The organism is Kineococcus sp. AC630 (genome assembly GCF_979255925.1).
Window position 1 is genome coordinate 146850 of the sequence record NZ_CEEDMJ010000007.1, and the last position, 23190, is coordinate 170039.

The window sequence follows — 23190 nt, forward strand, 5'->3', positions numbered from 1 at the left end:
TGGGGACGGACGTCCGTGGGGAGGTCGACACCCGCGCGCTCAGACGTCCAGGCCCATGGCCCGGGCGATGGTGACGGCGTCCGGCTGCACCCGGACCGGCTGCACGGCGTGCCGCTTGCCGTCGGCACCCTCGCCGGCGAGCTCGAGGGCCCACTGGGGGTCCTTCAGACCGTGCCCGGTGACGGTGATCACGATGGTCTGGTCCGGTTCGACCTCGCCGGCCTCGATCGCGGCGAGCAGGCCGGCGACACCGGCGGCGGACGCCGGCTCGACGAACACACCTTCGCGGGCCGAGAGCCAGCGGTGCGCGGCGAGGATCTGGTCGTCGGTGACGGCGCCGATGCGCCCGCCGGAGCTGTCGCGGGCGGTGGTCGCCCCCGTCCAGGACGCGGGGTGACCGATGCGGATGGCGGTCGCGATCGTCTCGGGCTCGTCGACGGGGTGACCGTTGACGATCGGCGCGGCGCCGGCGGCCTGAAAGCCCCACATCTTCGGGGTCTTCGTCGCGATGCCGTCGGCGGCGTACTCGGTGTAGCCCTTCCAGTACGCCGTGATGTTGCCGGCGTTGCCGACAGGCAGCACGTGGATGTCCGGGGCGTCACCCAGGACGTCGACGACCTCGAAGGCGCCGGTCTTCTGCCCCTCGATGCGGTACGGGTTGACCGAGTTCACCAGCTCGACGGGGTAGGCCTCGGCGAGCTTGCGGGCCTGGGTCAGGCACTCGTCGAAGTTGCCGTCCACCTGCAGCAGCGTCGCTCCGTGGGCCACGGCCTGCGAGAGCTTGCCCAGGGCGATCTTGCCGTCCGGCACGAGCACGGCGCAGCGGATGCCCGCGGCGACGGCGTAGGCCGCCGCCGAGGCGGAGGTGTTGCCGGTGGAGGCGCAGACGACGACCTCGGCCCCGAGCTCCTTGGCCCGGGTCATGGCCATCGTCATGCCGCGGTCCTTGAAGGAACCCGTCGGGTTGCAGCCCTCGACCTTGAGGTAGACCCGGCCCTTGGCCTTCTCCGACAACACCAACGCCGGCACGAGCGGTGTGCCGCCCTCGCCGAGGGTGACCACCGGGGTCGAGTCGGTCACCGGCAACCGGTCCCGGTACTCCTCGATGAGACCCCGCCACACGTGCGCCATCAGGCGTCCCCTCCTTCGACCCGCAGCACGCCGGCCACGGAGTCCACGATGTCCAGCTGCTCGAGCTCGTCGACGGTCGTCGACAGGGCGGCGTCGGGTGCGCTGTGCGTCACCACGACCAGGACGGCACGACCGCCGTCCTCGGTGGGCACCTGGCGCTGCTGCACGGCCTCGATGGAGACGTCGTGCTTGGCGAAGACGCCGGCCACCTGGGCCAGGACGCCCGGCTTGTCGGCCACGTCGAGGCGCACGTGGTAGCGCGTCACGGTCTCGGACATCGGCTGCACGGGGAGCTGGGCGTAGGCCGACTCCCCCGGCCCGCGACCCCCGACGACCTTGTGCCGCGCCACGGCGACGACGTCGCCCATGACCGCGCTGGCGGTGGGCTGACCCCCCGCGCCGGGGCCGTAGAACATCAGCTGACCGGCGGACTCGGCCTCGACGTAGACGGCGTTGAACGCGCCGCGCACGCCGGCGAGCTGGTGCCCGCGCGGCAGCATCGCCGGGTGCACGCGCACCGAGACGGCCTCGTTGCCCTCGGCGTCGACGCCGCGTTCGCAGATGGCCAGCAGCTTCACGACGCAGCCCTGGAGCTGGGCGGCCCGCACGTCGGCGGCGCTGACCTCGGTGATCCCCTCGCGGTGGACGTCGTCGAGGCTGACGCGGGTGTGGAAGGCCAGCGAGGCCAGGATGGCGGCCTTGGCGGCGGCGTCGAAGCCCTCGACGTCGGCGGTCGGGTCGGCCTCGGCGTAACCCAGGGCCTGCGCCTGCTCGACGGCCTCCGCGAAGCCCATGCCGGTGGTGTCCATCTGGTCCAGGACGTAGTTCGTCGTCCCGTTGACGATGCCGAGCACGCGGGTGACGCGGTCACCGGCGAGCGACTCCTTCATCGGGCGCAGCAGCGGGATCGCCCCGGCGACGGAGGCCTCGTAGTAGAGGTCGACGCCGTTCTTGGCCGCCGCCTCGTACAGCGTGGGGCCGTCGGCGGCGAGCAGCGCCTTGTTGGCCGTGACGACCGACGCGCCGTGCTCCATCGCGCGCAGGATGAGCCCGCGGGCGGGTTCGATCCCGCCGATGACCTCGATGACGACGTCGGCACGGGTGACGAGCTCCTCCGCGTCGGTCGTGAACGACGAGGGGTCGATCGGGAGACCGCGGTCGCGGCCGAGGCGGCGCACCGCGATCCCCACGAGCTCCAGCGGTGCACCGACGCGCGACGCGAGTTCGGCGGACTGCGTGCTCAGCAGTCGCGCGACCTCGGTGCCCACGACACCGCACCCGAGCAGCGCGACCTTCACCGGCTCCACCGCAGCAGTCCCCTCAGTTCGTCCAGCACGTTCCGGCCCCACCCTCTCACCTGTGCCGGACCGGGCGGTCCGGGCGACCGCCGCTCACCCGGCATCGAGCGCGAGCAGGTCCTCGGGCGTCTCGCGGCGCACCAGGACCTTCGCGGCCCCGTCGCGCACGGCCACCACGGCCGGGCGGGGCACCTGGTTGTAGTTGCTCGCCATGCTCCGGCAGTAGGCCCCGGTGCCGGGGACCGCGAGCAGGTCGCCCGCCGTGGTGTCCTCGGGGAGGAACTCGTCCCGCACGACGACGTCGCCGCTCTCGCAGTGCTTCCCGACGACGCGCGAGAGCACGCCCGTGGCGGTGGAGGCGCGTGAGGCGACGGTCGCGGAGTAGTCCGCGTCGTAGAGCGCGGTGCGGATGTTGTCGCTCATGCCGCCGTCGACGGAGACGTAGCGGCGACGGGTGCCGCCCTCGAGCTCGACCTCCTTGGTCGTGCCGACCTCGTAGAGGGTGAACGTGCTCGGCGCCGCGATCGCGCGACCGGGTTCGACCGACACGCGGGGGACGGCGATGCCCTGCACGAGGCACTCGCGGGCGACGATCTCGGCGAGGCGGCCGGCGATCTCCACCGGCTGCAGCGGTTTGTCCTCGGAGGTGTAGGCCACCCCGTAGCCGCCACCGAGGTCGATCTCGGGCAGCTCCACCCCGTGGTCGCGTTCGACCTTCTGGTGCAGTTCGAGCAGTCGACGGGCCGAGACCTCGAACCCGCCCATGTCGAAGATCTGCGAGCCGATGTGGCTGTGCAGACCCAGCAGGTGCAGCTCCGGACGGGCCAGGATCTTCGCGACGGCGGCCTCGGCCCGGCCCGAGGCCAGCGACAACCCGAACTTCTGGTCCTCGTGGGCGGTCGCGATGTACGAGTGCGTGTGCGCCTCCACCCCGACCGTGATGCGCAGCATGACGGGCGCGACGACACCGCGCTCGCGGGCCAGGTCGGCCACGAGGTCGATCTCCGCGAGGGAGTCCAGGACGATGCGCCCCACGCCGGCCTCGAGCGCGGCGGAGATCTCGGCGCGCGACTTGTTGTTGCCGTGCAACGCGATCCGCCCGGGCAGGATCCCGCCCCGGAGGCCGAGGTCCAGCTCTCCGGCGGAGGCGGCGTCGAGGTGCAGCCCGTCCTCGGCGATCCAGCGGGCGATGCCCGTCGCGATGAACGCCTTCGACGCGTAGTAGACGTCGGCACCGCCGCAGAGGTCGGCGAAGGCGTCGGCGAAGGCGTCGCGGAAGGCGACCGCCCGGGAGCGGAAGTCGAGTTCGTCGACCACGTAGAGCGGCGTCCCGTAGGTCCGGGCGAGGTCACCGACCGCGGTGCCCCCCACGTGCAGGGCCCCCGCCTCGTCGCGGCCGACGGTGCGCGCCCACAGCTGCGGGAGCAGTTCGTTGACGTCCGCGGGCGGCGTGAGCCAGGCCGGGACGACGGCGATGTTCGCCACTCAGATCCTCTCCATCACATGCGGTCCGGCGCCGAGACACCGAGCAGGGTCAGGCCGTTGGCCAGCACCTGCCGGGTGGCGTCGTTGAGCCACAACCGCGTCCGGTGGACGTCGGTGACCTCTTCGTCGGCGCGCGGGGTCACCCGGCACGCGTCGTAGAACTTGTGGAACCGCCCGGCGAGCTCCTCGAGGTAGCGCGCCACGCGGTGCGGTTCACGCAGCTCCCCCGCCCGGGCCACCACGGCGGGGAACTCCGCGAGGGCGGCCAGCAGCAGCGACTCGGTCTCGTCGGTCAGCAGCGCGGGCTCGAAGGCGTCCTCGCGGCGCACCCCGGCGGTGGCCGCGTTGAGCGCGACGTTGGCCGTGCGGGCGTGGGCGTACTGGACGTAGAAGACCGGGTTGTCGTTGCTGCGCTTCGTCAGGACGTCGAGGTCGATGTCGATGCTGGAGTCCACGCTGGAACGCACCAGCGAGTAGCGCGCGGCGTCGACGCCGACGACCTCCACGAGGTCCTCCATCGTCACCACGGTCCCCGCCCGCTTGCTCATCCGCAGCGGGACGCCGTCCTTGACGAGGTTCACCATCTGGCCGATGAGGATCTCGAGGTTGACGCCCGGGGTGTCCCCGAACGCGGCGCACATCGCCATCATCCGGTTGACGTAGCCGTGGTGGTCGGCTCCGAGCATGATCACGCAGCGGTCGAAGCCGCGCTCGCGCTTGTCGAGGTAGTAGGCGAGGTCCCCGGAGATGTAGGCCGGGTTGCCGTCGCTCTTGAGGACGACGCGGTCCTTGTCGTCGCCGAAGTCGCTGGTGCGCAACCAGGTCGCACCGTCGGACTCGTAGATGCGGCCGAGGTCGCGCAGCTTCTGCACGGCGCGGTCGACGGCCCCGGAGGCGTGCAGGGAGTCCTCGTGGAAGTACACGTCGAACTCGACGCCGAACTCGGCGAGGCTCGCCCGGATCTCGGCGAACATCAGCTCCACGCCCTCGCGGCGGAAGGTCTCCTGCTGCTCCTCGCGCGGGAGGTCCATCGTCCCCGGCACCTTCGCCACCACCGCGGCGGCGATGTCGGAGACGTAGCCGCCGCCGTAGCCGTCCTCGGGGGCGGGTTCGCCGTTGGCGCGGGCCAGCAGCGAGCGGGCGAACCGGTCGATCTGGGCGCCGTGGTCGTTGAAGTAGTACTCGCGGGTGACGGTCGCACCGCCGGCCTCGAGGACGCGGGCCAGGGAGTCGCCGACGGCGGCCCAGCGGGTCCCGCCGAGGTGGATGGGGCCCGTCGGGTTCGCGGAGACGAACTCGAGGTTGATCCGCTCCCCGCTCGGGGTGGCGGCCCGACCGAAGGCCGCACCGGCGGTCACGACGCCGCGGGCCAGTTCGCCGGCGGCCGCGGCGTCGAGGGTGATGTTGAGGAAGCCCGGGCCGGCGATGTCGACGGCCTTGACGCCCTCGACGGTGAGCAGTCGCTGCTGGACCAGCGTGGCGACGTCGCGCGGGGGCACGCCGGCCTTCTTGGCCAGCTGCAGGGCGACGCTGGTCGCCCAGTCACCGTGATCGCGGTTCTTCGGACGCTCCACGCGGACCTCGGCCGGCACGTCGGCGGGGTCGAGGGACAGCTCTCCGGCGGTCACGGCCGCGGTCAGGGCGTCCCTCAGGGCAGCTGAGAGCTCGGCGGGAGTCACGGGGGTCAAGCCTACCGGCGCGTGAGGTCCCCACGGTCCGCCCCGTTCGGCGCAGGGGGTCCGGGGCGTGGTCGGAGCGGGCCCGGAGGCGCTGGTAGTGTTCGCAGGGCACCGCGGGCCCCCGTAGCTCAGCGGATAGAGCATCGCCCTCCGGAGGCGTGTGCGCAGGTTCGAGTCCTGCCGGGGGCACAGCAGCAGAGGACCTCGCACTGACGTGCGGGGTCCTCTTCGTCGTTCCGGTCTTCGTTCTGGTCCGCCGAGCCGGTCGTGTCGGAGCTCCGTGCTCGGATGCCTCCCCGGGTCGAGGGAGAGGATGCGCGGGTGGACGTGGAGGACGCGGTGGTGGTGGCGCGGAGGCTGCTCGCCGAGCACGGACTGACCGGCTGGAGCGTCGTGCTGGACCGCGCGAAGACGCGGGCGGGGGTGTGCCGGGCGGACCGGCGCGAGATCGGGCTGAGCGCACCGCTGACCGCGCTGCACTCGCCCGAGGAGGTCCGGGACACGATCCTGCACGAGATCGCGCACGCCTTGGTGGGTCCGCACCACGGTCACGACGCGGTGTGGCGGGCGACGGCCCGACGCATCGGCTGCTCGGCCCGGCGGCTGTCCTCCGCGCCCCGGCCCGACGGTCCCTGGTCGGGGACCTGCCGCGCGGGGCACGTCGTGACCCGTCACCAGCGGCCGAGCCGGGTGGTGGCGTGCGGGAGGTGCGCGGGGGGTTTCGACCCGGCCAACGTGCTGCGCTGGAGCCACCGCGGCCGCGAGGTCCCGCTGACGGAGATGACGCCCGGCTACCGGCAGGAGTGGGCCCGCCTGCAGGCCGGTCCCTCCGGAGTCGTTGCGCCGCAGCACCTGCCGGTGGGTTCGGTGGTGCGGGTCGGGGGCGTCGGGCGGTTCGCCGGAGCCACCGGCCGCATCGTGAAGCTCGGTCGGACCCGGTACCACGTCCAGGTCGGACGCGGTGTGCTCACCGTCCCGTTCCCGCTGGCTCAGCCGGTGCGGGGACGGTGAGGGAGGGGGGTCAGGCGGGGAGCTGGGCCTCGACGGCGGAGCGCAGCGCAGCGTCCTCGGGCGTGGTCCGCGAGCGGAACCGACCGACGACCTCACCCGCGGGCGAGACGAGGAACTTCTCGAAGTTCCAGGCCACGTCGCCGGCCGCACCCTCGGCGTCCGCGGTGTCGACCAGCGCGGTGTACAGCGCGTCGCGGCCCGGGCCGTTGACCTCGACCTTCCCGGTCATCGGGAAGGTCGTGCCCCAGGTCGCGGAGCAGTACTCCGCGATCTCCTCCTCCGACCCGGGCTCCTGGCCCTTGAACTGGTTGCAGGGCACCCCGAGCACGGTGAACCCGCGGTCGCCGTACTCCTTCTGGAGGTTCTCCAGCCCCTCGTACTGCGGGGTGAAACCACAGCGGGAGGCGACGTTCACGACGAGCACGGCCTTGCCGGCGAACTGCGCGGGGTCGAGCGCGCCACCGGTGAGCGAGGTGAGGGGGGTGTCGAAGGGCGAGGTCATGGCCGGAACGTACCCCGCGGTCGGGAGCCGCAGGACCTCACCGGCCGGCGAGGACCTCGCGCACGGCCTCGCGGGCCGCCCGGCTCGCGCCGATCGTGCTGGCCGAGGGTCCGTAGCCGACGAGGTGCAGCCGCGGTTCACGGACCGCGCGCGTGCCGTCGACGAGGATCCCGCCGCCCGGTTCCCGCAGCTTCAGGGGGCGCAGGTGGTCGACCGCGGGCCGGAACCCGGTGGCCCACAGGATGACGTCGGCGGCCTGCTCGGAGCCGTCGGCCCAGCGGACCCCGTCGGGGACGACGCGGGCGAACATGGGGTGGCGCTTGAGGACGCCGCGGTCGCGCAGCGCCGCGACCTCCGGGGTGAGCAGCAACCCGGTCGCCGAGACGACCGAACCGGGCGGCTCCCCCGCCGCCACCCGCTGGGCCACGACCTCCACGGCCGCTCGACGGGCCTCGACGTCGAAGTCGTCGCGGAAGTCCGGTTCGCGCCGGGTGACCCAGGTCGTGGCGATGCCCAGACCGGAGAGGTCCTCGAGGTGCTGGACGGCGGAGATCCCGCCGCCGACGACGACGACGTGCTGCCCCAGGAAGTCCCGCGGGCCTGGGTAGTCGGCAGTGTGCAGCTGCCGGCCGCGGAAGGTCTCGCGCCCGGGAGCGGTGGGCCAGAACGGTCTCGTCCAGGTGCCGGTGGCGTTGATCACCGCGCGGGCGGCGAAGCTGCCCGCCGTGGAGTCGACGACGAGGCGGGCCCCGGCCGGTCGCACCTCCTGCACGACGACGGGTCGACGGACCGGCTGCCCGAGCCGGAGCTCGTACTCGGCGAAGTAGGCGGGGACGACCTCGCGGGCCGGTGCGGTCGGGTCGACGGCCCCCAGCGGGAAACCCGGCAGGTCGTGGACGCCGTTGACGCGGTCCATGGTGAGGCCGGACCAGCGGTGGCGCCAGGCGCCCCCCGGTTCGTCGTCGGCGTCGAGGACGACGTAGCCGCGACCCGGGTCGAGCCCGGCCCGGTCGAGGAAGAAGGCGGCCGAGAGCCCGCCCTGCCCGGCACCGATGACGACGACGTCGACCGTCGACAGCGCGGGGCTCACCCGCCACCCACCCGGTCTCGAGTCGTCACAGTCAGTGATCGTATGCGCCGGGGCCGGTTCTGCGCTCGCCATCGGCCCGGGCAGCGGAGCCCGGGCGGGGCGAGGGGGTCGACTAGCCTCCCCGGGTGACGTCCGACGCCTCCGCCCGCGAAGTGCTCACCTGGTCGACCTTCGGGGAGGCCGTGCGGGAACTCGCCTCCACGATCGCCGCCGACACGGACTACCGCCCCGAGGTGATCCTCGGGATCGCCCGCGGCGGGCTGCCGCTGGCCGCCGGGCTGGCCTACGCGCTGGAGGTCAAGGAGACCGCGACCATCAACGTCGAGTTCTACACCGGCGTCGACTCCCGCCTGCCCGAACCGGTCGTGCTGGCGCCCTCCGTGGACCTGGCCGAACTGGCCGGCCGCGAGGTCCTCGTCGTCGACGACGTCGCCGACACCGGCCGGACCCTCGCCGTCGTGGTGGGGATGTGCGCCGACGCCGGGATCAGGGCCCGTTCCGTCGTCGTCTACCGCAAGCCCACCACCCGGCTGGCGCCGGAGTACTCCTGGCGCGAGACCGACCGGTGGATCGACTTCCCGTGGTCCTCGGAGGGACCGGTCCCCGAGGTCGCGCGGCGCTCCGCGTCAGCCTGAGCGGGGTTTCGTCCGCGCCGTCGCGACGGCGGTGAGCGGGTCCTCCGGCCAGGGGTGCTTGGCGTAGCGGGCCCGGTTCTCGGCCCGGACCGACGGGTAGACGTTGCGCCAGAACGACTCCAGGTCGGCGGTGACGGCCAGCGGCCGACCGGCGGGTGAGAGCAGGTGCAGCACCACGGGCACCCGGCCCTCGACCAGGCGTGGCGTGGCCCTCCACCCGAAGGCCTCCTGCAGCTTCAGGGCGAGCACCGGGGCGGCCGGGTCGGTGTAGTCGAGTCGCACCGACCGCCCGCTCGGCACGGGCAGGTCCACCGGGGCGAGCTCGTCGAGGCGGGCGGCCTGCGGCCAGGGCAGCTGCGCCCGCAGGGCCGCGACGACGTCGATCCGGGCGAGGTCGCGCCGCGAGCGGACATCCGCCAGCTGGGCACCGAGCCACTGGTCGAGGGTGGCGAGCAGGTGCTCGTCCCCGAGCTCGGGCCAGGGACCGCCCTGCGCGGCGCGGCAGCACGCCACCCGGGAGCGCAACGACGCCGCCCCCGCCCCGAAGGACAGCAGACGCAGCCCCTCCCGGCGGATCCCGTCGGCGACGGCCGCGGCCACGAGCTCGGCCGGCGGGTGCGGCAGCGGCCGGGCGGCCAGTTCCACCGCCCCGACCCCCTCGACCCGGCGGGCCACGACGTCCCCGTCGCGCCAGACGACCTCGTCACGGACCTCGACCCCCACGACGGAACGGGCGAGGTCCTCGGTCAGCGGCGCCGCCGAGCGGACGCGGGCGGCGGCCCGCCCGGGGGCGCGGTCGGCGACGGCGACCGCGAGCCACGGGGCGGCGCGCAGCCCGCTGCCCGGGGCGACCTCGACCCCCGTTCCGCCCGTCGTCGCGTACGCGACACCGTCCGGGGTGCGTTGCCGGGCAACGCGTTCCGGGTGGGCGAGGGCGACGACGACCGCCGCAGCGAGGTCGCGGGGCAGGCCGGTGGAACCGCCGCGCCCGGACCCCGGGGGCGTCGTGTGCGTCGAGGGCACCGAGGAGCGCAGCCGGGACACCTCCCGCCGCCACACCGGGTCCCCCTCCGCCGCCCGCCACGACGCGACGAGGTCGTCACCGCCGCGCAGCAGCGAGTCCTCCGAGAGCAGCGCGACGACCTCGGCCGCCGTCCGGGGCCCGACCCACCCGGCCCCGTCGAGCAGGGCCCGGGCCAGGCGCGGGTGCAGCCCGACCTCGGCCATCGCCCGGCCCGAGGGGGTGATCCGTCCGCCCGCGAGCGCCCCCAGCCGTTCCAGCGCCTCCCGGGCCGCCGCGAGCGGGCCGGCGGGCGGCGGGTCGAGCAGGGGCAGCCCGTCGGTGTCGCCCCAGCCCGCCGTGAGCAGCGCGAACCCGGTCAGGTCAGCGGTCGCGATCTCCGGCGGGGTGTGGGCGAGCAGCAGTCCGTGGTCGGCGGCGGACCAGGCGCGCAGCACCGTGCCGGGGGCCTCGCGGGCCGCGCGACCGGCCCGCTGGTCGGCCGAGGCGCGCGAGACCCGGACCGTGTCGAGACCGCCGAAGCCCCGGGCGTGGTCGATGCGCGGGACGCGGGCGAGCCCCGCGTCGACGACGGTCCGGACCCCCGGGACGGTCAGCGACGACTCGGCGACGGCGGTCGAGAGCACGACCCGACGCCGGGGACCGGGCCGGAGCGCGGCGTCCTGCTCGGCCCCGGACCGGCCGCCGCTGAGCTCGGCGAGGTCGACGTCGGCGAGGGAGGCGCTGCGCTGCAAGCGGTTGGTCACCGCACGGATCTCCCCGGCCCCCGGCAGGAAGACCAGCACGTCACCGTCGCGTTCCAGGGCCCGCCCCACGAGCCTGCCGACGTGGTCCAGCAGTGCCGGGTCGACGCGGAGGCCCTCGGGCGGTCGCACCGGCCGCGGCGGCGGGCACCAGGACACCTCGAGCGGGTGGACGGGTGCGGTCGCGGTCACGACGGGGCCGTCCAGCAGCGCGGCCAGGCGCGGCACGTCGAGGGTGGCCGAGGCGGCCAGCAGCCAGAGGTCCTCGCGGAGCAGGTCCCGGGCCTGCAGGGCGAACCCGAGCGCCAGGTCGGCGTCGAGCTGCCGTTCGTGGACCTCGTCGAGCAGGACGGTGGCGACACCGGGCAGTTCGGGGTCGTGCAGCATGCGCCGCAGCAGCAGTCCCGTGGTGACGACCTCGACGCGGGTGTCCGCGGAGACCTTGCGCTCACCGCGGACGGCGTAGCCCACGGTGGCCCCGACCGGCTCGCCGAGCAGCGAGGCCATCCGGGCCGCGGCCGCTCGGGCGGCGACCCGGCGGGGTTCGGCGACGACGACCTTCCCGGTGCGTGCGTCGGCCAGCGCGAGGGGCACCAGCGTCGTCTTGCCCGTGCCGGGCGGGGCCTGCAGGACGGCGGTCCCCCGGGAGCGCAGCGCGTCGATCAGTTCGGGCAGGACCGCCGCGACGGGCAGGGCCGAGAGCAGGTGGTGGGGGATCGACGGGACGAGGGGCGGCACCCGCTCATCCTGCCTGCCGTGACCGCACCCGCCGGAGCGGCACCGCCCCCAGACCGAGCCCGACGACGACGAGCGCGACGACCTGACGGTCCCCCAGGACGGGTCCGTGGCCGACGTCGACGTAGCCCCCGAGCTGGAGACCGGCGAGGCGCTCGAAGTGGTTGCGGGCCCCGGGGAAGAAGAAGTCGTCGACGCCGTAGGCGACCGGGAAGGCGGCCGGGCCGGCGAGCAACGTGGCGACCGCCCACTGCGGTCGGTGGTGCGACTCGTGCTCGGCGAGGTTCGCCGCGTCGGAGGGGACCGTGGGGAAGCGCGGGGAGATCACCATGTCCCCGAAGTTCACCGTGCGCTTGCCGGCCACCGCCTTCGAGACGACCCCGACGTAGTAGTCGGCGGCCGCGTAGCGGCACACGGTGAGACCGCGGGCGTCGGCGTAGAGCATGGCCAGACCCGTCTCGGGCCAGGTCGCGACCTTCTGCGCGAACAGCGACGGCGTGAGGTCGGGAACGTCGGCGGTGGAGCCCCACTCCTCCCCCGGCGGCGCGGCGCAGACGGGAGCGGCACCGAGGTCGGTGACGCTGCGCCAGGCCGTGCCGAGCAGGATCGAGGTGACGGCCAGTCCGGCGACGACCCCCTGCAGGATGCGGATCGCCGCCGGCCGGACCGGCGCGTGCCGGCCCTTGAACCACCACCAGAGGGCTCCGAGGACACCCGCGACGAGGAGCCAGAAGAACAGGTGGGCCGCGGCGCGGCTGTGGGGGTGGCTGTAGCCCCACCAGCTGGGCGACCCCGGCCTGCCCACCCCACCCGCCCCGCCCACCTCAGCAATCTAGGGCGGGAAGCCTCAGTTCGCCGGACCGCCCGTGGCGGGCCCGCGACCGTGACCACCACGACGGCGACGGCGGGGAGCCCCGGTCGCCTCCGCGGCGGGTGCCGCGCCCCGACGGGCCACGGGCTGGCGCGTCGGGGTCTTGGCCCGACGCTGGGGCTGCGGCTGGGCCGGGGCGGTCGGCACCGGCGAGTCCGCCGGGTCGACGTGCGCCGCGGCCGGGCCGACGAGACGGCCGACGAGCTCGTGCTGCGCGGAGACGTTCGTCCACTGCGGCGAGATGCCGGCCTGGCGGGCCAGGGTCCGGACGTCACCCCGCTGGTCGGGCGTCGCGACGGTCACGACGAGACCACCGGCACCGGCGCGGGCGGTGCGCCCGGAGCGGTGCAGGTACGCCTTGTGCTCGGTCGGCGGGTCGACGTGCACGACGATGCTGACGTCGTCCACGTGGATGCCGCGGGCGGCGATGTCGGTGGCGCAGAGGACCTTCACCGAGCCGTCGGAGAACGCACCGAGGTTGCGCTCGCGGGCGTTCTGGCTGAGGTTCCCGTGCAGGTCCACGGCGGGGATCCCGCTCGCGGTCAGCTGCTTCGCGAGCTTCTTGGCCGCGTGCTTCGTCCGCGTGAAGAGGACCGTGCGGCCCTCCCCCGCCGCCAGTTCGCGCACCAGGGAGTTCTTCCCGTCGGCGGCGACCTCGAGGACGTGGTGCTCCATGGTCGAGACCGGCGCGACGGCCGGGTCGACGGAGTGCACGACGGGCTCGGAGAGGTAGCGCTTGACCAGGACGTCGATGCCGTTGTCCAGCGTCGCCGAGAACAGCAGACGCTGACCGACCACGGGGGTCGCGTCCAGCAGGCGCTTCACGCCGGGCAGGAAGCCCAGGTCGGCCATGTGGTCGGCCTCGTCCAGGACGGTGACCTCGACGGCGTCGAGCTGGCAGTGCCCCTGGCGGATGAGGTCCTCGAGCCGGCCGGGGCAGGCGATGAGGACGTCGACACCGTCGCGCAGCGCGTTGACCTGCGGGTTCTGTCCGACGCCACCGAAGACGACGGTGGTGCTGAGGCCGAGGGCGTGGGCCAGCGGCGTCACGGTCGCCGACACCTGGTTGGCGAGCTCGCGGGTCGGGACCAGGACGAGCGCGCGCGGGCGCTTGCTGCGGCGCGGGCGGGTCGAGGCGGCGAGACGGGTCACCAGCGGCAGCGCGAACGCGATGGTCTTGCCGCTGCCGGTGCGACCGCGACCGAGGACGTCGCGACCGGCCATCGAGTCGGGCAGCGTCGCGGTCTGGATCGGGAACGGGCTGATCACGCCGGTGCTCGCGAGGACGTCGACGAGGGGCTGGGGGACGAAGAGGTCGGCGAAGCTGCGCCCGTCCTCGACGATCTCCACGGCCGTGTCGGAGAAGCCTTCGGCGCCGCTCGAGGCCTGGACGGGGCGCTGGGCCGGGACGCGCTCGGCGGACGCCTGGCGCGGGGCCTGGTTCGCGCTCTGGTTCGGGCTCTGGTTCGGGTTCTGGCGGCTGCGGGACTGCTGCGCGGCCTGGTCGGTCGCGGTGCCCGAACCGCTGGCGCGACGACGCCGGCGCGGCGGCGGCACCGAACCCTCGGTGCGGGGGGTGGAGCTGGACGTGCGGGGGCCGCGGGACGCGGACGAGTTCACAAGGAGCCTCTCGGAGGACGGACACGACGGGAAGTGGCCGTGGTGCCCGACCACACCCGCCGGCCCGGAGGCCGTGCGAGGGACCTGCGCTCCGGCCCCTGGGGCTCGGTGCTGAACACTCGACCGCGGACGCACTGGCGTCCGCCGACGACCATCCTACCGACCGTCGCCCCCTCCCATCGGCAGCGCCCCCCGCGATCACAGGAAGGGAGCGTCACGATCCGGGGTCGTGGGGGTCGGGGACACACGTTTCGGGCCGGAGGGTGGAGAGGCTAACCTCACTTCCGTGTCCACCTCGTCCACCTCCACGAGTGCGCCGCCGCCGGCCGCCGCGCGCACCGGGCCGGCTCCGGCGAAGCGGCGGGTGAACCGCCCCCTCGCCCTGCTCCTCGCCTGCGCCCTGCTCGGCCTGGCCGTGCTCGCGAGCCTCGCGATCGGGTCGCGCGAGATCCCGCTGGGCACGGTCCTGCGCGCACTCACCGACGGCAGCAGTGGCTCCCAGGACGTCCTCGTCGTCCGGGAACTACGGATCCCCCGCACGCTCATCGGCATCGTCGTCGGCGCCGCCCTGGGCCTGTCCGGGGCACTCATGCAGGCGTTGACGCGCAACCCGCTCGCCGACCCGGGCCTGCTGGGCGTGAACTCCGGCGCCGCCGCTGCCATGGTCACGGCGCTCGCCGTGTTCGGCCTGACCTCGCGCCTGCAGCTGGTCTGGGCCTCGATGCTCGGCGCTGCGGTCGTCTCGGTCGCGGTCTACCTGCTCGGCGCCACCGGCCGCGGCGGGGCGACCCCCGTCCGGCTCGCCCTGGCCGGCACCGCCATCTCGGCCGCGCTGTACGCCTACACCAGCGCGCAGGTGCTGCTCGACACCACGACCTTCGACCGGTTCCGGTTCTGGCAGGTCGGCTCGCTGGCCGGGCACGACATGACGACCTTCTGGCAGATGCTGCCGTTCTTCGCGGTCGGGATCCTGCTGGCCCTCACCCAGTCCCGGGCCCTGAACGCCCTCGCGCTGGGCGAGGACTCGGGCCGGGCGCTGGGCGCGAACGTCACCCGGACCCGGGTGCTCACGGCGCTCGCCGTCACCCTGCTCTGCGGGGCCGCCACGGCCACCGCGGGCCCCATCGCCTTCGTCGGTCTCGCCGTGCCGCACGTCGTGCGCGCCCTGACCGGACCGGACCAGCGCTGGGTCCTCCCCCTCTCCTGCGTCGTCGCGCCGGCGCTGCTGCTGTTCGGCGACGTCCTGGGCCGGATCGTGGTCCGGCCCGGGGAGCTGGAGGTCAGCATCGTGACCGCGGTGCTCGGGGCGCCCGTCCTCGTCGCGCTCGTCCGGCGTCGTCGGCTGGCCCAGCTGTGAGCGCGGGGACGTCGGAGAGACTGGCGAGCGTGCCCCCGCTGCGGACCGCCGACCAGGCCCGGAAGGGTCGCACCGTCCGGGCCGGGCGCGGGGTCTCGCTGCGGATCGAGGGACGCAGCCTGCTCGTCTGCCTCGGTCTGCTCGCGGCGCTCGCCGGCGTGGTGACGCTCAGCCTCACCACCGGCGACTACCCGATCTCGGTGCCGGACGTCGTCCGCACGCTCCTCGGCCAGGGCAGCCGGGCGGACGGGTTCATCGTGCTGGGTCTGCGGCTGCCGCGGGTCGTGACGGGGCTGCTCGTCGGTCTCGCCCTCGGGATGGCCGGTGCGGTGTTCCAGCTCGTCACGCGCAACCCGCTCGGCTCCCCCGACGTCATCGGCTTCACCTCCGGCGCCGTGACCGGGGCCCTCGTCGTCCTGCTGGTCCTCCAGGGCGGCGGCAGCCAGACCGCGTTCGGCGCCCTGATCGGGGGCGGGGTGACGGCCGTCGCCGTCTACCTCCTCTCCAGCCGCGGCGGGGTCCAGGGCTACCGGCTGATCCTCGTCGGGATCGGTGTCACCGCGGTGCTGCAGGCCGTCAACGACTACCTGCTGACCCGCTCCCGCGTCGAGGACGCCCAGCAGGCGCAGGTCTGGATCACGGGTTCGCTCAACGGCCGCGGCTGGGAGCAGGCGACCCCGTTGGGCCTCGGACTGGCGGTCCTGGTCCCGATCGCGCTGCTGAGCAGCCGTTCGCTGACCATGCTGGACCTCGGCGACGACGCGTCGCGCGCCCTCGGGGTGGACGTCGGCCGCACCCGGTCGACCGTCCTGGTCGTCGCCACCGCCATGACGGCGCTGGCCGCGATGGCCGCGGGCCCGATCGCCTTCGTGGCCCTCGCCGCCCCGCAGGTGGCCCGGCGACTGACCCGCGCCGTCGGGTCCGGACTGGTGGCCGCGGGGCTCACCGGGGCGCTCATGGTGCTGGTCAGCGACTTCGTGGCGCAGCGCCTCTTCGCGCCGACCCAGCTGCCCGTGGGGGTGGTGACCGGCGCCGTCGGTGGCCTCTACCTGGCGTGGCTGCTGGCCACCCAGTGGCGACGGGGCCGCGGCTGATGGCCCCGACTGCGAGAGAACGGAACGACGTGACCCGGAACCGTCTGCGCGGCGAGAACCTGACCCTCGCCTACGACGATCGCACCATCACCGAGGACCTGGGGATCGAGATCCCCGACGGGTCCTTCACGGTCATCATCGGCCCGAACGCCTGCGGCAAGTCCACGCTGCTGCGGGCCCTGGCCCGGATGCTGAAGCCCCGGAAGGGCACCGTGTTCCTCGACGGCGAGCAGATCCACTCGCTGCCCAGCAAGGAGGTCGCCCGCCGGCTGGGGCTGCTGCCGCAGACGGCGACGGCCCCCGACGGCATCACCGTCGCCGACCTGGTCGCCCGCGGCCGCTTCCCGCACCAGAAGTTGCTGCGGCAGTGGTCGAAGGACGACGAACGCGCCGTCGACGCGGCGATGGCCTCCACCCAGGTCACCGACCTCGCCGAGCGCAGCGTGGACGAACTGTCCGGCGGGCAGCGCCAGCGGGTCTGGATCGCGATGGCCCTGGCCCAGGAGACCCCGATCCTGCTGCTCGACGAGCCGACGACGTACCTCGACATCGCCCACCAGATCGAGGTCCTGAACCTCTGCGCGCGCCTGCACGAGGAGCAGGACCGCACGATGGTCGCCGTCCTGCACGACCTCAACCACGCCACCCGCTACGCGACCCACCTCGTGGCGTTGAAGGAGGGCCGGGTCGTGGCCCAGGGCGACCCGAACGAGATCGTCACCAGCGAGCTCATCGAGGACGTCTTCGGCCTGCCCTGCGTCGTCATCCCCGACCCCGAGACGGGCACCCCGCTGGTCGTCCCCCGGGCCCGGACGAGCCGGCTCGGCCAGGACGCCGCCACCCGCGGCCACGTCGCCGGGTCGCCCGAGGCACGCCCTGCCGGACGTGTCGGGGGCGCAGGCGTTTAGCGTGTCGGGGATGCAGCCCGCAACGGTCGGACGACTCGGCCTCGTCGTCCACCCCGTGCGCGACACCTCCGCCGAGGCCGACCTCGTGGTGGCCTGGGCCGCGGAGCACGGCAAGGAGGTCGTCGGGCTGCGGACCGACGTCACCCGGCTGCCCGCGGGAGTCCTCGGGGTGGGCGAGGACGAGTTCGCCTCCACCGTCGACGCCGTCGTCAGCCTCGGTGGGGACGGCACGATGCTGGGCGCGCTGCGCCTCGTCGTCGCCCGCGGGGTGCCGGTGCTCGGGGTGAACCTCGGTCACCTGGGGTTCCTGGTCGAGCTCGAACCCCGCGAACTGCCCGGCGCGCTGGAACGCATCGCCGCCGGGGACTTCACCGTCGAACCGCACCTGTGCCTGCGCACCGAACTGCGGACGGGCGACACCCTCGAGCAGGCCGTGGCCTTCAACGACATCGCCCTGGCCCGCACCCCGGGGCGGGGGACGGTGACGGCCGCGCTGTCGGTCGCCGGTCAGCGCATCGGCTACCTGCGCTGCGACGCGATCGTCCTCGCGACCCCGACGGGCTCGACGGCCTACAGCTACGCCGCCGGCGGTCCGGTCGTCTCCCCCGGCGCCGACACCCTGCTGGTGACGCCGGTCGCGCCGATGTCCGGCATCGCCCGGCCCATCGTGCTCGGGGTGGAGGAGACCGTCCGGATCGAACTGCTGGAGTCCTCCGGGCCGCCCGTCGTCGAGATCGACGGGATCGCCTCCGGGGAGCTGCTGCCGGGGTCGGTCATCGAGGTCCGCGCCGAACGCGACGCGGGGCACGTCATCCGCTTCGACGCCGCGGGCCACGGGCGTCGGTCCCGGGTGAAGCTCAGCCTGCTCGACCTGCCGCTGCTCCCGGACGAGATGCTCGAGCTCGTCCCGAAGGAGATGCGGCCCAACGAGTCCACGCGTTCCCGCTGACCCCTCCCACCCGTGATCTCGCGGGGAGACCCAGCGGGATCACGGATCGGGGGGCCCGCTCAGCCGGCGGTGGGGTCGGTCGTGGGGGTTCCGCCGGGCCGGCTGAGGGCGGCGTCGGAACTGTCCGAGGTCGGTGTCGCCACGGCGGCGGCGTCCTGCTGAGCGGTCGCCTCGCCCGAGGACGAACTGCTCGAGGAACTGCTGGACGACGACCCGCTGCCGGTCGGTGACGAGGAACTCGTCGCCGTGCTCCTCGAGGTCGGGTCGTCGGTGGCCGTCCCGGAGCTCGTCGGGCTGTCGGTCGCCGTCGCGGTGCTCGTCGCGGTGTCCGTGCTGGTCGCGGTGTCCGTGCTCGTCGCGGTCTCGGTCGGCGAGGGGGTCTCGGTGGGAGTCGAGGGCGTGCTGGTGATCTCGTTGCCCACGATCCCGGAGTTCACCGTGGCCGTCGACCCCTGGCGCTCCGCGGCGACGCTCTGCCCGCTCAGCTGCTCGAAGACGAAGATCCCGCCCACGCTCAGCACGAACGCCACGACCCCGAGGAGCACCGCGTGGGCCGGCCGGAACCGCTTGCGGGGCGGGGGAACCGGCGCCGGCGGCGGTGTCGGGTCGTCCTCGCCGGGTACGGGCGGGGCCGGGTTGTCGGGGTGCTCGTCCTGGGCCGGGGGCACCGGGGACGGCCCGGGGTGGCGCGTCCGCGCGCGACGGGCGGCCTCCGCGAGCCGGGCCCGGCTCACGTTGAGGTAGTGCCCGTAGATCGCGGCGGCCGTCGAGGCGATGACGCTGCCCATCGCCGCGCCGACGAGGGTGCCGTAGGAGCCGAGGCTCTTCAGCCCGGCCAGCAGGAACGCCGAGGTGACGGCCGCGAGGGCGCCGCCGGCGATCTGCGCCCAGTTGATGGTCAGGGTGGTCCGCTCAGGGGTCTGTTCGCTCATGCCGTGACCCATCGTCCCATCCGGTTCCGGTGGGTCCTGGCAAGCCCCGGGGTGAGTCCTGTGAAGGCTCGCCCCGCCCCCCGGTAGCGGTCGTGATCGCCGTCGGCCACAGTGTGGCCATGAGCATCCTCGTCCAGGACCTGAACCAGTGGAAGGGCGCTCCCGTCCTCGACGTCAGCGACGCGAAGATCGGCACCCTCGCCTCGGTCTACGTCGACGCGGCCACCGACGAGTGGCTGTTCGCCTCGGTCGAGACCGGTCTGATGGGCTTCAAGAAGGCCGTCCTGATCCCGTTGGACGGTGCGGCCGTCGGTCGCCACGACATCCGGGTCGCGTTCTCCAAGGAGAACGTCAAGGCCGCCCCGTCGTTCGGCACCGACGAGGAGCTCGGTCCCGACGACGAGCCGAAGATCTACGTCCACTACGGGATGGACTACGTGCCGCTGGACACCCCCAGCGGCCGCCGCCTCGCCCGCCGCTGACGCCCCTGGTCCGTGGTCCCGCGGTGAACGACCGCGGGACCACGGACCGGGTCACACCCGGGCGCGCTGCATGGCGTCGCTGACCTCGCCGACGAGCTCCTCGAGGACGTCCTCGAGGAAGACGATGCCGGTGACGGTCCCGGCGGCGTCCACGACCCGCGCGAGGTGGGCACCGCTGCGGCGCATCGACGCGAGGGCGTCCTCGACCTCCTCCGTGTCCCCCAGGGTGCCGAGCTGACGGATCCGCTTCTCCGGCACGGCCTGGTGGTACCGCTCCGGGTGCTCGTGGGGGTCGGCGTAGAGGATGTCCTTGAGGTGCAGGTAGCCGTGCAGCTCCCCGTCGTGGTCCAGCACCGGGAAGCGCGAGTACCCCGTCCGGGCCACGAGCGCCTCGACGTCGGCCGGTGACGCGCCGAGCGAGAGCGTGCGCAGCTGCGCGAACGGGACGGCGATGTCGCCGACCGTGCTCTCGGAGAACTCCAGGGCCCCGGCCACCAGACCGCCGCTGTCGTCGAGGGTCCCCTCGCGGCGGCTCTCGGCCACGATGGACTGCACCTCCTCGACGGTGAACGCGCTGGCGACCTCGTCCTTGGGTTCCACGCCCAGCGCCCGCAGGGCCGCGTTGGTCAGACCGTTGAGGGCGCGGATGACGGGGCCGATGACGCGCCCGAGGGTCACGAGCGGCGGCGCGAGCAGCAGCACCGCGCGGTCGGGACCGGCGATGCTGAGGTTCTTCGGGATCATCTCGCCGACGACGACGTGCAGGTACGTCACGATCGAGAGGGCGATGACCAGCGAGACCGGGTGCAGCAGGAACTCCGGCAGGTGCACCGCGTGGAACAACGGCTCCAGCAGGTGCGCGAGCGCCGGTTCGGCGACCGCACCGAGGCCCAGCGAGCACAGCGTCACGCCGAGCTGGCAGGTGGCCAGCATGAGCGAGACGTGCTCCATGGCCACCAGCGCCGAACGCGCCCGGGCGCTGGTCTGGGCCAAGGGCTCGATCTGGCTGCGCCGGGCGGAGAGCACGGCGAACTCGGCGCCGACGAAGAACCCGTTGCCCAGCAGCAGGACGACGGCGAGGAGCAGCGAGGCCTGGGCGCTCACCGGGCACCTCCCGCGGCGATGCCGGCGTCGGCGGCCTGGACGGCGTCCGCCAGGGTGATCTGGCGGGTGCGCAGGCGCAGCCGCTCGACGCGGCGGCCCTCCATCCGCGCGACGCGCAGGACGGCGCCGTCGAGCTCGATCTCGTCGCCGACGGTGGGGATCCGGCCGAGGCGGGACATGACGAACCCTCCGAGGGTCTCGTAGGCGGGGTCGTCGGGGACCTCGACCCCGGTGGCGTCGCGGACCTCGTCGGGTCGGGCGAGGCCGGGGACGGTCCAGGACGCGTCGCGGTGCTGGCGCAGGCCCCCGCGGTCGCGGTCGTGCTCGTCGGAGACGTCACCGACGATCTCCTCGATGAGGTCCTCCAGCGTGACGACCCCGGCCGTGCCGCCGTACTCGTCGACGACGATCGCGAGCTGCAACCCCTTCTGCCGCAACTGCACCAGCAGCGGTTCGAGGGTGAGGGAGTCCGGGACGCGGCGCGCGTCGGCCATCAGGGCGGCGGCCGGGACGTCGTGGCGACGGTCCGGCGGGACGGCGACGGCGGCCTTGACGTGCACGACGCCGCGGATGTCGTCGTCGTCGTCCCCGGTGACCGGGAAGCGGGAGTGGCCCGTCGTCCGGGCGCGGGAGACGACGTCGGCGGCGGTCTCGTCGAGGCGGATCGCCTCCATCCGCACCCGCGGGGTCATGACGTCGGCCGCGGTCTGGTCCCCGAAGAGCAGGGACCGGCTGATGAGGTTCGCGGTCCCCTCGTCGAGGGTCCCCATGTCGGCGGAGCGGCGGACGAGGGCCGCGAGCTCGCGCGCGGACCGCGCGCCGGAGAGCTCCTCCTGGGGTTCGACCCCGATGCGGCGCAGGAACCAGTTCGCGCTGCCGTTGAGGACCTTCAGCAACGGCCCGGTGGCCCAGGTGAAACCGCGCTGGAGCGGGGCGACGACGCCGGCCGTCGCGAGCGGGACGCTGAGGGCGAGGTTCTTGGGGATGAGTTCCCCCACGACCATCGAGAACGCCGCCGCGACGACGACGCTGACGACGCCCGCGACGGAGTCGGCGAGCGTCTCACCGAGGCCGAGGGAGGTCAGCGGCCCGTTCAGCAGGGAGGCGAGCGAGGGTTCGGTGAGGTACCCGACGAGCAGAGTGGTGAGGGTGATCCCGACCTGGGCGCCGGAGAGCTGGGTGGAGAGCGTGCGCAGCGCGGGGAGGACACCGGCCGCGCGCTTGTCGCCGTCCTCGACGGCCTTCTCGACGGTGAACCGGTCGAGGGTGACGAACGCGAACTCGGCCGCGACGAAGACCGCGGTGCCGAGGGTGAGGACGACCCCGACGAGCAGGAGGAGCCATTCGGTCAGCACGGGTGGTCCCCGCACGGCTCTCCGGGCGACGCCGGGTGTGGATGGTGACTGGTACTGGGAGGGTCGGAATCGACCCGGGCATCTGAACTCATGGCACCACGAAGCGTAGACGAGGGACCCCTGGCCCGCGGCTGGAGCGGCGGGGCGGATTCGCGGTCACGGCCGGGACCCGACGGGCCCGGAGACGGCTAACCGGCGTCCTCCGGCTCCCGGGAACGCCGGACGTACCAGGCGGCGAGGAAGTAGAGCCCCGCGACGGTGAAGGCGATCTTGACGAGCAGCATGAAGGGGCCGCCGTCGTGGGTCACCGTCCACGCCAGCGCGGCGAGGGCCAGGTACACGATCCCGGACCGCTTGGACTGCTCGAGCGTCTTCGTCGCCCGCCACCACGGTTGTCGCGCCATGACGACAGTGTGAGGGCTGCCCGGGGTCGCGACGACCCGTGGCGGTGCCGCCGGTCAGACGTTCTGCGCCTCCCACTGGAAGTTGAGCTTGACGTTGTCCCCCTGGGCGGTGTTGTCCGCACCGGGGGCCACCGTGTAGGTGATCTGGTACGTGACGTAGTGGTGGCTCGCCCCGGCGGTGACGGTCCCCGTCTGGCTGCCGGTGGCGAAGGTGGTGCGGCTGGTGCTGAGCGCCTTCGCCGTGTCCCCGTTGATCGCCGGGGACAACAGCTGGGCCGCCCCGCCGACCGTCCCGTCGCAGGTACCGGCGCTGTCGCCGTGGCTGCCGTCGACGCCCTTGACCGTGAACTGCAGGAAGTCCTCGAGGTTGGTCGCTTCGACGCTGGCGGTGTGGGTCACGGCGTACCCGGTGATGTAGAGGGAGATGTTCGCGTTCAGGTTCCCGGTGTAGTCGACGACGACGCACCTGGTGTCCGTCGAACCGGGTGCGAGCCCGGCCACGGCCGTCCAGGGCAGCGAGGTGGACGAGTTGCTGGAGAGGACCACCGTGCCGGCGGTCCAGGACTCCTGCGCCGTCGTCGCGGTGGCGGTGAACGCGGCCGAGGAGGACTGGTAGACGAGAGCGCCGCTGACCACGAGGCCCAGGGGTAGAGCGAGGATCAACGCACTGCGGCGCTTCTTGACGGTCATGACGGTCCTGACGGTCGACAGTCGCGCGGCTGGTGGTTCAACCGCTTCACGACTGGAGATGCAGAGGTCTTCGGATCCGCGAGGCGGCGACTCA

General features: G+C 73.8%; 21 protein-coding genes and 1 tRNA gene. 8 read left to right on the plus strand and 14 right to left on the minus strand.

The genetic code is table 11. The features are described from left to right. Nucleotides 1-39: 39 nt before the first annotated feature. The 4 genes from thrC to argS all read right to left on the minus strand — a co-directional run bounded on the left by thrC (nt 40) and on the right by argS (nt 5593). Nucleotides 40-1131, minus strand: coding sequence for a threonine synthase (gene thrC / locus AC0I8G_RS09630; protein WP_380259927.1), 1092 nt, complete (start codon nt 1129-1131; stop codon nt 40-42). Next, complete coding sequence (locus AC0I8G_RS09635; protein ID WP_380161456.1) at nt 1131-2438, minus strand: homoserine dehydrogenase; 1308 nt, start codon at nt 2436-2438, stop codon at nt 1131-1133. Before AC0I8G_RS09635 ends, thrC begins: the two co-directional genes overlap by 1 nt. Nucleotides 2439-2522: 84 nt before the next feature. Beyond that, complete coding sequence (gene lysA / locus AC0I8G_RS09640; protein ID WP_471729712.1) at nt 2523-3914, minus strand: diaminopimelate decarboxylase; 1392 nt, start codon at nt 3912-3914, stop codon at nt 2523-2525. Between the two features lie 14 nt (nt 3915-3928). Beyond that, nucleotides 3929-5593 (minus strand): arginine--tRNA ligase, encoded by a 1665-nt coding sequence (gene argS / locus AC0I8G_RS09645; RefSeq protein WP_471729713.1) that lies wholly within the window; start codon nt 5591-5593, stop codon nt 3929-3931. A gap of 117 nt (nt 5594-5710) precedes the next feature. Between argS and AC0I8G_RS09650 the strand changes: the two genes are divergently transcribed. Both AC0I8G_RS09650 and AC0I8G_RS09655 read left to right on the plus strand, forming a co-directional pair. After that, nucleotides 5711-5782, plus strand: a tRNA-Arg gene (locus AC0I8G_RS09650). Nucleotides 5783-5914: 132 nt separating this feature from the next. Next, nucleotides 5915-6604: a SprT-like domain-containing protein gene (locus tag AC0I8G_RS09655; protein ID WP_471729714.1), complete on the plus strand. Its 690-nt coding sequence runs from the start codon at nt 5915-5917 to the stop codon at nt 6602-6604. A gap of 10 nt (nt 6605-6614) precedes the next feature. Here the strand turns inward: AC0I8G_RS09655 and AC0I8G_RS09660 are convergent, their stop codons facing one another. Further along, the gene (locus AC0I8G_RS09660) at nt 6615-7106 is read right to left on the minus strand and encodes a glutathione peroxidase (protein WP_471729715.1); all 492 of its coding nucleotides are present in this window, start codon (nt 7104-7106) and stop codon (nt 6615-6617) included. A gap of 37 nt (nt 7107-7143) precedes the next feature. After that, nucleotides 7144-8268: an FAD-dependent oxidoreductase gene (locus tag AC0I8G_RS09665; RefSeq protein WP_471729716.1), complete on the minus strand. Its 1125-nt coding sequence runs from the start codon at nt 8266-8268 to the stop codon at nt 7144-7146. Nucleotides 8269-8321: 53 nt separating this feature from the next. Between AC0I8G_RS09665 and AC0I8G_RS09670 the strand changes: the two genes are divergently transcribed. Next, nucleotides 8322-8831 carry a phosphoribosyltransferase gene (locus tag AC0I8G_RS09670; RefSeq protein ID WP_471729717.1) on the plus strand — a complete coding sequence of 170 codons (510 nt, stop codon included), beginning with the start codon at nt 8322-8324 and terminating at the stop codon, nt 8829-8831. On the opposite strand, the gene hrpB is transcribed toward AC0I8G_RS09670, so the two are convergent. Genes hrpB through AC0I8G_RS09685 form a run of 3 tightly spaced genes read right to left on the minus strand, consistent with a single transcriptional unit; the run spans nt 8823 to nt 13821 of the window. Further along, the gene (gene hrpB, locus AC0I8G_RS09675) at nt 8823-11333 is read right to left on the minus strand and encodes an ATP-dependent helicase HrpB (protein WP_471729718.1); all 2511 of its coding nucleotides are present in this window, start codon (nt 11331-11333) and stop codon (nt 8823-8825) included. The two genes, AC0I8G_RS09670 and hrpB, sit on opposite strands and share 9 nt — an antisense overlap. Before the next feature lie 4 nt (nt 11334-11337). Next, nucleotides 11338-12153, minus strand: a complete 816-nt coding sequence (locus tag AC0I8G_RS09680) for a hypothetical protein (protein WP_471729719.1) — start codon at nt 12151-12153, stop codon at nt 11338-11340. Nucleotides 12154-12177: 24 nt separating this feature from the next. After that, complete coding sequence (locus AC0I8G_RS09685; protein WP_471729720.1) at nt 12178-13821, minus strand: DEAD/DEAH box helicase; 1644 nt, start codon at nt 13819-13821, stop codon at nt 12178-12180. Between the two features lie 286 nt (nt 13822-14107). Here AC0I8G_RS09685 and AC0I8G_RS09690 point away from each other — a divergent pair, with 286 nt between their 5' ends. The 4 genes from AC0I8G_RS09690 to AC0I8G_RS09705 are packed head-to-tail and all read left to right on the plus strand — an operon-like array spanning nt 14108 to nt 18129. Further along, a complete protein-coding gene (locus AC0I8G_RS09690) occupies nt 14108-15178 on the plus strand; it encodes a FecCD family ABC transporter permease (protein WP_471729721.1) in 1071 nt (356 codons plus the stop codon). A 20-nt stretch (nt 15179-15198) separates the two neighbouring features. Next, a complete protein-coding gene (locus AC0I8G_RS09695; protein ID WP_471729765.1) occupies nt 15199-16272 on the plus strand; it encodes a FecCD family ABC transporter permease in 1074 nt (357 codons plus the stop codon). Further along, nucleotides 16272-17180, plus strand: a complete 909-nt coding sequence (locus AC0I8G_RS09700) for an ABC transporter ATP-binding protein (protein ID WP_471729722.1) — start codon at nt 16272-16274, stop codon at nt 17178-17180. The genes AC0I8G_RS09695 and AC0I8G_RS09700 overlap by 1 nt, the downstream gene beginning before the upstream one ends. Nucleotides 17181-17190: 10 nt before the next feature. Further along, nucleotides 17191-18129 carry an NAD(+)/NADH kinase gene (locus AC0I8G_RS09705; RefSeq protein WP_328292271.1) on the plus strand — a complete coding sequence of 313 codons (939 nt, stop codon included), beginning with the start codon at nt 17191-17193 and terminating at the stop codon, nt 18127-18129. Nucleotides 18130-18188: 59 nt separating this feature from the next. Here AC0I8G_RS09705 and AC0I8G_RS09710 read toward each other — a convergent pair whose 3' ends face one another. Further along, on the minus strand, nt 18189-19061 hold the full coding sequence (locus AC0I8G_RS09710) for a hypothetical protein (RefSeq protein WP_471729723.1): 873 nt from the start codon (nt 19059-19061) through the stop codon (nt 18189-18191). A gap of 119 nt (nt 19062-19180) precedes the next feature. Between AC0I8G_RS09710 and AC0I8G_RS09715 the strand changes: the two genes are divergently transcribed. Then, nucleotides 19181-19543 carry a PRC-barrel domain-containing protein gene (locus AC0I8G_RS09715; RefSeq protein WP_380259913.1) on the plus strand — a complete coding sequence of 121 codons (363 nt, stop codon included), beginning with the start codon at nt 19181-19183 and terminating at the stop codon, nt 19541-19543. Between the two features lie 51 nt (nt 19544-19594). Here the strand turns inward: AC0I8G_RS09715 and AC0I8G_RS09720 are convergent, their stop codons facing one another. From AC0I8G_RS09720 to AC0I8G_RS09735, 4 genes are all read right to left on the minus strand, one after another. Next, a complete protein-coding gene (locus tag AC0I8G_RS09720) occupies nt 19595-20647 on the minus strand; it encodes a hemolysin family protein (RefSeq protein WP_471729724.1) in 1053 nt (350 codons plus the stop codon). Then, entirely contained in the window at nt 20644-22002 is a 1359-nt protein-coding gene (locus tag AC0I8G_RS09725) for a hemolysin family protein (RefSeq protein WP_328292275.1), read from the minus strand. The genes AC0I8G_RS09720 and AC0I8G_RS09725 overlap by 4 nt, the downstream gene beginning before the upstream one ends. 188 nt (nt 22003-22190) lie before the next feature. Then, nucleotides 22191-22406 carry a hypothetical protein gene (locus AC0I8G_RS09730; protein ID WP_471729725.1) on the minus strand — a complete coding sequence of 72 codons (216 nt, stop codon included), beginning with the start codon at nt 22404-22406 and terminating at the stop codon, nt 22191-22193. 54 nt (nt 22407-22460) lie between these two features. Beyond that, the gene (locus AC0I8G_RS09735; protein ID WP_471729726.1) at nt 22461-23096 is read right to left on the minus strand and encodes a TasA family protein; all 636 of its coding nucleotides are present in this window, start codon (nt 23094-23096) and stop codon (nt 22461-22463) included. Between the last annotated feature and the right edge of the window lie 94 nt (nt 23097-23190).